This window comes from Methanobacterium sp. (genome assembly GCA_030017655.1).
Taxonomy (GTDB): Archaea; Methanobacteriota; Methanobacteria; order Methanobacteriales; family Methanobacteriaceae; genus Methanobacterium_D.
Genome location: JASEIM010000043.1, coordinates 1 through 8,099, shown reverse-complemented (window position 1 = coordinate 8,099; position 8,099 = coordinate 1). Strand labels below are relative to the sequence as shown.

The window sequence follows — 8,099 nt, the reverse complement described above, 5'->3', positions numbered from 1 at the left end:
CGATGATGAACCCTATGAGCTCTGATTGGTGATGAATGATGGGCGAACTGAGGCTGTAAATCAATTTATTTGATTTACGCATCATAATCGAAGCATGCAAAAACAAAGTTTTTGTAGCTGACAAATCTAAATAATTAGCGATTAAAATCGGAGTTTTGATGCTAGAAGCGAAGATTCCTTTGCTGATTTAATTTAATAATTAAATTTAATCCCATTTCTATTGGGTAAATTTATGGATCATGTTGTTTATGTAGATGCAAAGGCAAATGAAATGGAAAAATTACCATTTGAATAGACCGTAGCGAATATGGAAATATGGATGACTGGTTGCTTGTTGAAGATATTGAAACTGTTAAAAAAATAATGTTTAAATGTCGAATAAATCTCCCAAAACAACCTTTTTATCAGTTTCTATGAGCTTTGGAATTTTCCCAATAGTTCCTGCTGATTCTCCCACAATGATCATTGCTCCCATCATGTATTCTTTGTAGTTATCCGCTTTATCAAGGCAATTTTGCACCGCTTCAGAGTCTGAATCACCATTAGCCTCATTGGCTATACTTGTAGCAAGTGCATCAGCGATACTGGCCCTATCTGCAAATACCGTTACAGAATCTGCCCTTCCCAGACTTATAGAATGTCCAACAGTTCCTGATGAAGTGCAAATACCCATAGGAGTCTTTTTATGCTTTATTTTATATCCAATTTGTCCTGAAAGGGTTGAAGTACCGGCATAAAGACCCATAATAACATCTTTATTTACTTTCAAAGCTATATCCCCACCATTTTCAAGGATAACATACTTTGCGTCGTTTTTAACCAAAAAAAACATTGATAATTCAGAGATTGTTCCTGCAACAGCGGCCATTGGACCTACATCTGCTATTTTACCTGCCTCTGACATGATCTTAGCAATATAAGGTCCTTTTACAACATCCAGTGGCTCAAATGATATTAAAAAATTATTATTATTCCGTATATAATTTATGAGTTCCATTCGTTGCCTTAAAACGAAATTATAAAGATTATGATTCTGTAAATCTGTTTTAAGTAAAATATTGGTCTCATCAAGCTTTATTCTTTCTGTAATCATCATCATTGAATCTGTCGAAACTTGCATAAATTATTTAGTTAATCAAATTAAAATAATTAAAGAGAAATAAAGAGTGATTTGAATGAGAAACACCAAAGAAATCAGGGCACGAGAAAACGTAATTTTCCAAACGCGACCTCGTTTTTTTATGTATCTAAAATCAGCTATTATTAAATTTATTATTATTTTAATAATTGTATACTTTTTTAGAGATTTAATGACTACTGCCGCAACAATTCAAGAATATTTAATAAGTATTGTCCAAATTCCACTTGTACAGGGCGTTACTGTTTTCTTACTCCTTATTATCCTAATTTTATTCCTCTGGATTACTTGGGATCTTCTTAAATGGAGATCAACATCATATAAACTTACAGATCAAAGAATTATCACTAAAAGTGGTATACTGCGCAAAAATAAGAACTATATTCACTACGATAAAATACAGGATGTAACTGTATCACAGAGCCTGACTGAAAGAATAACTTCAAGTGGTGATATTGAAGTTTTTGGAGGGCATGAACATACAAGAATCATTCTAAATGATATTCCACGTCCAAAAGATGTTGAGGAAATGATAAACAGAATGATTGAAGGTGACATGATATTTGAAAAACCCGAACCACGTCCGAAGACAAGGAAAAAGCTTAAATACAGAGATTCAGTTATAAAAAGACATAATGAAAAATTTAGAAGGGAATAATTTCTTTAATGCAGCTTTGAATAAAAAGACATTAACTAAAATTTGATTCTATTATAGCCCTATTCATAGCATTAAATGAAGCGCCTGATGCTTGATTAAGGTCTTTTTGGACGTATGAACTATCTCTATTTGTAATCCAGTTGTTCCAGCTATCTTCGCCGTTTAAATATCCCTCGATTAAAATAGATTTTAAATCTCCATTTAAATTATTTGTATTTCCACCCGAATACTGATTTGCAGCGTAAAAGGTGAATTTTGGACTAAGTGAACTGCCCTGTAACTCATATATAACATGATTAAATCCTTTTCCATTTCTGGCACTGTGGGGAGCACAAAAAGTGTCTGAGATATAATGGGAAGCTACTCCAAAACAGTAACTTGCATACTTATAATCACCCATTTTATAATGAATTTTCGCTTTTTTTAGCCAGTAATCTGCCCTTTCAAAACTGTTAGGGTAACTATGATTGCTGAAATCGAAAAATTTAAAATCCGGATCATCTGCCCCGTCTTTCATATCTTCAAGACTTAATTTTTGCTGAACATCATATGGCATGGCGTTATAGTTATTTTCAACGATTTCATAATGTGTATTCGGATTCCAGGCTGATGCTGGCGCCTGGAACAAAGAAACTGTTATAATAAAAAGTGACATTATTAAAGCTTTATTCATATAAAAACCCGTAAATTTATCTTAAATTTTATTTGCTAAAAATTATTATTAGGTATAATTCACTTATATTTAAAATTTTCTTATAAAGAAATTTAAATTAGAATATAAACATTTATACTAATTTTATCAGAAATGCAAAATATGACCTGATATAATAAAATTAGAAATTTAAATAGATATATCCAGAGAATATTCTGGAAAATTCTGTTAATCAGGCATATAAACTTTTTATTTCAGGATTTCAGCAATGATACTTTTAACTATTTAGATTACTATAGGTCTTGATTAATCGTGGGAATTGGAGAGATATAATCAACTTTCATATTCATTTATATATAGAAATAACTATTCAGGGCTCTGATTGAAGATTCTTATCATGATGACATGACTCACATAGTTTCAGATGCTTCTGGAAATACTATTGGAGCCTTTATAGGAATGTGTCATTAAAAAAGAAGATAAATGTTGAAAGAAAGGATTGTTCGAGGAATCTGGAAAAACTATCAATATTAATTCATTTGATTATTAAAGAATCTAATTCTTATAATTTTTATTAAACCTATAGTAAACAATTAAATAATAGAAATTAACAAGATTTAAAAGGATAGTTATCTAATTATTATTTTTATAATAACCTTTTTATATGATTTTTAGATATTCATGATCTGAAAAATAAAACTCATATACATTATTCAACCAATAACAGGGAACAAAAATATGAAGGACTATGATGTTGCAGTAGTAGGTGCTGGGCCTGTAGGATCGACTTTTGCAAGATATGCAGCAGAAAAAGGACTTGAAATTGCTATATTCGAGAAAAAGAAAGAAATAGGAGTTCCCTTGCAATGTGCAGGTCTTCTGGGTAACAAAATTAAAGACGTGAATATATTACCTGATGAATTTATTTTAAACGAAATATATGGTGCTTGTTTATATTCTCCCTCGGATACCATGATTTCTATGAGAAAAAAGGAGCCATTAGCCTATGTTTTAGACAGAGTCAATTATGATAAGTTTTTAGCAAAATTGGCTGTAGAAAGAGGGGCTGAGCTTTTTTTAAATCACCGTGTGAATGAAGTTGACATAAAAAATGGGACAATCGATGTTAAAGGTAAAAAAATATCTGCAGAAGTTATTGTAGGGGCGGATGGTCCTTCATCCATAGTATCTAATGAATTTGATAATAATTTTAGTTCTGTACAGGCGGCCCAATATCTGGTCGATACTGGTAAAAATTCATTTAATGACAATTATTTCCAGGTAAATGTTAATTCAGAAATATCTCCAGGATTTTTATGGACCATACCTCTTTCAAAATCCACTGCGAGAGTAGGATTATTTGCAGATTATAGTTATCAACATTTAATCGAGATTTTAAACAAATTTATGGCCAGTGATGAAAAACTGAAGGACGCAGAAGTGATAAAAAAATATCAAGGCAAAATTCCAATTCATGATTCTAAAAATGACATTGTAAAAAACAGGGCCATCCTTATAGGGGATGCAGCTTCCCAGGTTAAGCCCACAACAGGTGGAGGGCTTGTTATGGGATTTATTTGTGCAAAAATAGCAGCTGAAGTTGTATATGAAGCCATTAACCTGAATAATATTAGCATTTTAATGAATTATCAAAAAAAATACAGAAAGATGTATAAAAATGAGCTTAAAATGCAGCTTAAAGTACAGAAGACATATAAATCTTTAGATAATGAAGATCTTGATTCTGTAATTTTAAAACTTAAAGAAAAAGAAATAGGAAAAATAGTTTCAGAATATGGGGATCTTGACTCACAATCACCCCTTATGAAAAAACTGTTAAAAAGCGGTCTGATATTTTCGGTTCTTCCCAGATTACTGTCACGTAAAATATTTGGTTTATAGGCCATGAAATAATAGATTAATCACATCTTTTTTCTTAAGTTATCATATTTAAGTGTAAATATCAATTACTCGTTTAAAAGGTGTTTAAATTATGGAAATTCTTTTTATTTTATCCGGAGAACATGAAACTTTACCAACAGCAGAAATAATTGCATGTTTAGAGACTGAAAAAACCTCATTCACTGTAAAATATCAGAATAAAGGAATATTAATACTTAAAATCCCTGATGAAGAATCAAAAATAATTGATTCAATTGGAAAAAGGATTGCTTACACTCATGAAGTTTGCAAACTTCTATTTAAAACTACCAACGATAGCATGAATAAGGATATCAAAAAATATCCCTGGAATAATGTTATTCATAATGATTATGCTGTAAGAGTTAAAAGAATAGGTTTAGACCCTAATTTCAATTCACAAGAAATGGAAATCAAAATTGGAGGTATTATTAAAATAATACTGGGAGACAAAGCTAAGGTAAACCTTGAAAATCCTGAAACTTTTTTAAGAACAGTTGTGCTTGATAATAAGATACTGGTCTGTGAAAGACTTATTAAAAGATCAAAAAAGCATTACTATGAACTCAAACCACATAAAAGGCCATTCTTCTATCCCGGATCAATGAGCCCAAAGCTTGCAAGGGGAATGAACAATTTAGCAAGAGTTAAAAAAGGAAGTACCGTTTTAGACCCATTCTGCGGAACGGGAGGTATTTTAATTGAAGCAGGGATTATTGGAGCAAAAGTTGTAGGAATAGATATTGATGAAAAAATGGTCTTGGGAACAAAAAAGAACCTTCAATACTGCAACATCAAGGATTACGAAGTATTTCAGGGGAATGCAAGGGACATTAAACTTCCATATAAAGTTGATGCTATTGTAACTGATCCTCCATATGGTATTTCTGCATCCACAGCTGGTATAGAAAGCAAAAGGATCTATAAAGAATCTCTTTTATCCATGCAGGAAATACTGAAAGAAGATGGATACATTTGCATGGCAACCCCTCACTATCTGGATATTCATGAACTTGTGAGTCATACAAAATTTAAAATAATAGAACAATATGACATAAGAATGCATAAAAGTTTAACCAGAGTAATATCTGTATTAAAAAGAACTGAAAAATAATCTTAATTAAATCAATTATAAAGGGGATTCCTTTGAAGGCCAGAATATTCGATACAACACTTAGAGATGGGGAACAAACCCCCGGAGTATCTTTAACTCCAGATGAAAAGCTCAGAATAGCAATAAAACTTGATGAACTCGGTGTAGATGTAATAGAAGCTGGTTCAGCCATCACTTCAGCCGGTGAAAGAGAAGGAATTAAAAAGATAACTTCAGAGGGACTCAATGCAGAAATATGCAGCTTTGCAAGGGCTGTTATAGTTGATGTTGATGCTGCACTTGAATGTGGCGTAGATAGTGTTCATTTAGTTGTTCCAACTTCAGACCTCCATATAGAACATAAATTAAGGAAAACAAGGGAAGAAGTTAAAAATCTTGCAATTGAAAGCACAGAATATGCTGTTGATCATGGATTACTGGTTGAGCTTTCTGCAGAGGACTCAACAAGAAGTGATCTTGATTTTCTAACACAATTATTTAAAGAAGGAATAGATGCAGGTGCAAAAAGGATATGTGCATGCGATACTGTTGGAATGCTTACACCTGAAAAGTCTTATGATTTCTATGGGCATCTGTCAAAACTTGGAGTGCCTTTAAGCGCCCATTGCCACAATGATTTTGGTCTGGCTGTTGCTAATTCCCTTTCAGGATTAAGGGCAGGTGCAGACCAAGTTCACTGTACAATTAACGGAATAGGTGAAAGAGCAGGGAACGCATCATTAGAAGAAATTGTAGTTGCTCTTTACTCATTATACGACGTAAAGACAAATATCAACATTGAAATGCTTTATGAAATGTCAAGAATGGTTGCAAGGATGACCGGTGTGTATTTACAGCCGAATAAGGCTATTGTTGGGGAAAATGCTTTTGCACATGAGTCAGGGATACATGCTGATGGAGTAATCAAAAAAGCAGAAACTTATGAGCCCATAACCCCTGAACTTGTCGGTCACAGGCGTAAATTCATTATGGGTAAGCATATAGGTACAAGTGCCCTTAAACAAAGGCTTGAAGAAATGGATCTACCAGTAACACCTGAAAAATTCGATCAGATATTTAAAAGAGTAAAATCTCTCGGTGATATGGGTAAATGCGTTACAGATGTTGATTTACAGGCTATTGCAGAAGATGTAATGGGAATATCTGCTGAAAAAGTTGTAGAGCTTGAAGAATTAACAATTGTATCTGGAAATAAAATTACCCCAACTGCCTCTATCAGACTTAATATAGATAATACTGAAACACTTGAGGCTGGTATTGGTATAGGTCCTGTAGATGCAGCTATAGTGGCTGTCAAAAAAAGTATAAAAGATTTTGCAGATATTGAGCTTGAGGAATATCACGTAGATGCTATTACCGGAGGTGCTGATGCATTAATTGATGTAATCGTAAAGCTCAGACACAATGGTAATATTGTTACTGCAAGAAGTACACAGCCAGATATCATAATGGCAAGTGTAGAAGCTTATCTTAGTGGTGTAAATAAGATTTTAAGTGATTCAGAAGTTAAAAAAGTTAAAGAAGGAGATTTATAATCAATAAACTACTCCTTAATTTATTATTTAATTTAAGTCTTCAGGAGTTCACCGCATTAAGTAACATAAGATGCATGAATTCATTTATATTTTTAAAATAGGTAATTAAAATGGATTCCAATGAATATAATATCCAGATAGCCGGATTCAAGCATAATATAAATGATTTTAATGATTTAATGAATGAAATAAATCAAATAAGCAAAGATTGCACTTTACAACTTTTAAATGCTGATGGAATAGCGGGAAGTGAACATTTACTCCATGCTACAGTCCATGCAATTAAAGCATTTGAAAGAAATGAAAATATTGCTAAAGATCTTGGACTTGAAATATGTGTGCGTGCATCAGCTCAGCGACAAATATCGAAGGCCCTTGATATTTTAGGGGTAAAAGTGGGCCATATGAGTATATGTGCAGTTGCTGTAGGTTGTGATGAAGATATAATAAATAAATTAGGGGCATTATTAAATAAACGGGATGATAGTGTACTGGATTCTGATGAAAATACTTTAAAAAATATCTATAAAATTTCTGATAATGAACTTAAGACAGCAGGAAATATTGAAAATGTAATGGTTGAAAGAACTTCTCTTTTGATACTTGAATCTTAAAATTAGTTATAAATCACAGATTAATTATTCAATTAGACCATTAATCATTTGAATAATTTCTGTAATTATTTCATTTTCCAGACATCCAGGATCAAGATTTTTAATCTCAATACAAACTGCATCAATCATAACACGATCATATCTAGGGCATGTTGTTACAATACTTCTTCCTTCTGCATTTAGTTTTTTTCTAAGTTCATAACCATCTTCTTTAGGATTATCTGTTTTTAAAGCAATGGTTATACCTCTTTTATCAGAATATATAGCTGATTCAAACTCTTTTTTAATTATGTTACATGCTTCTATTGTTTTTGACAGTATTTCCGGCGCATTTTTGATTTCTTCAGCTATTCCTGCGCAGGTGACAGGATTTGCCCTTAAAGATTTTAAAATAAATTTAGATTTTCTAAAAATATCATTATCATTAGTAGAAATGAATCCACCATTCCCAACATTAACTATTTTTGG

At 32.2% G+C, this 8,099-nt stretch carries 8 protein-coding genes; 5 read left to right on the top strand and 3 right to left on the bottom strand.

The features are described from left to right. Positions 1-367: 367 nt before the first annotated feature. The gene (locus tag QMD61_11245) at positions 368-1,093 is read right to left on the bottom strand and encodes a UPF0280 family protein (protein MDI6725209.1); all 726 of its coding nucleotides are present in this window, start codon (positions 1,091-1,093) and stop codon (positions 368-370) included. 217 nt (positions 1,094-1,310) lie between these two features. Between QMD61_11245 and QMD61_11240 the strand changes: the two genes are divergently transcribed. Beyond that, positions 1,311-1,796, top strand: a complete 486-nt coding sequence (locus QMD61_11240) for a PH domain-containing protein (GenBank protein ID MDI6725208.1) — start codon at positions 1,311-1,313, stop codon at positions 1,794-1,796. 31 nt (positions 1,797-1,827) lie between these two features. On the opposite strand, the gene QMD61_11235 is transcribed toward QMD61_11240, so the two are convergent. After that, positions 1,828-2,469 (bottom strand): zinc dependent phospholipase C family protein, encoded by a 642-nt coding sequence (locus QMD61_11235; protein ID MDI6725207.1) that lies wholly within the window; start codon positions 2,467-2,469, stop codon positions 1,828-1,830. A gap of 717 nt (positions 2,470-3,186) precedes the next feature. Between QMD61_11235 and QMD61_11230 the strand changes: the two genes are divergently transcribed. The 4 genes from QMD61_11230 (at position 3,187) to cgi121 (ending at position 7,631) form a co-directional block, all read left to right on the top strand. Continuing rightward, positions 3,187-4,350, top strand: coding sequence for an NAD(P)/FAD-dependent oxidoreductase (locus QMD61_11230; protein ID MDI6725206.1), 1,164 nt, complete (start codon positions 3,187-3,189; stop codon positions 4,348-4,350). Between the two features lie 91 nt (positions 4,351-4,441). Beyond that, a complete protein-coding gene (locus tag QMD61_11225) occupies positions 4,442-5,482 on the top strand; it encodes a TIGR01177 family methyltransferase (GenBank protein ID MDI6725205.1) in 1,041 nt (346 codons plus the stop codon). Between the two features lie 32 nt (positions 5,483-5,514). Further along, entirely contained in the window at positions 5,515-7,017 is a 1,503-nt protein-coding gene (locus tag QMD61_11220; GenBank protein ID MDI6725204.1) for a 2-isopropylmalate synthase, read from the top strand. A 110-nt stretch (positions 7,018-7,127) separates the two neighbouring features. Then, complete coding sequence (cgi121, locus tag QMD61_11215; GenBank protein MDI6725203.1) at positions 7,128-7,631, top strand: KEOPS complex subunit Cgi121; 504 nt, start codon at positions 7,128-7,130, stop codon at positions 7,629-7,631. Positions 7,632-7,655: 24 nt separating this feature from the next. On the opposite strand, the gene QMD61_11210 is transcribed toward cgi121, so the two are convergent. Continuing rightward, positions 7,656-8,099 (bottom strand): cell wall biogenesis protein (locus QMD61_11210; GenBank protein MDI6725202.1); only part of this gene is annotated, 444 nt, incomplete at its 5' end.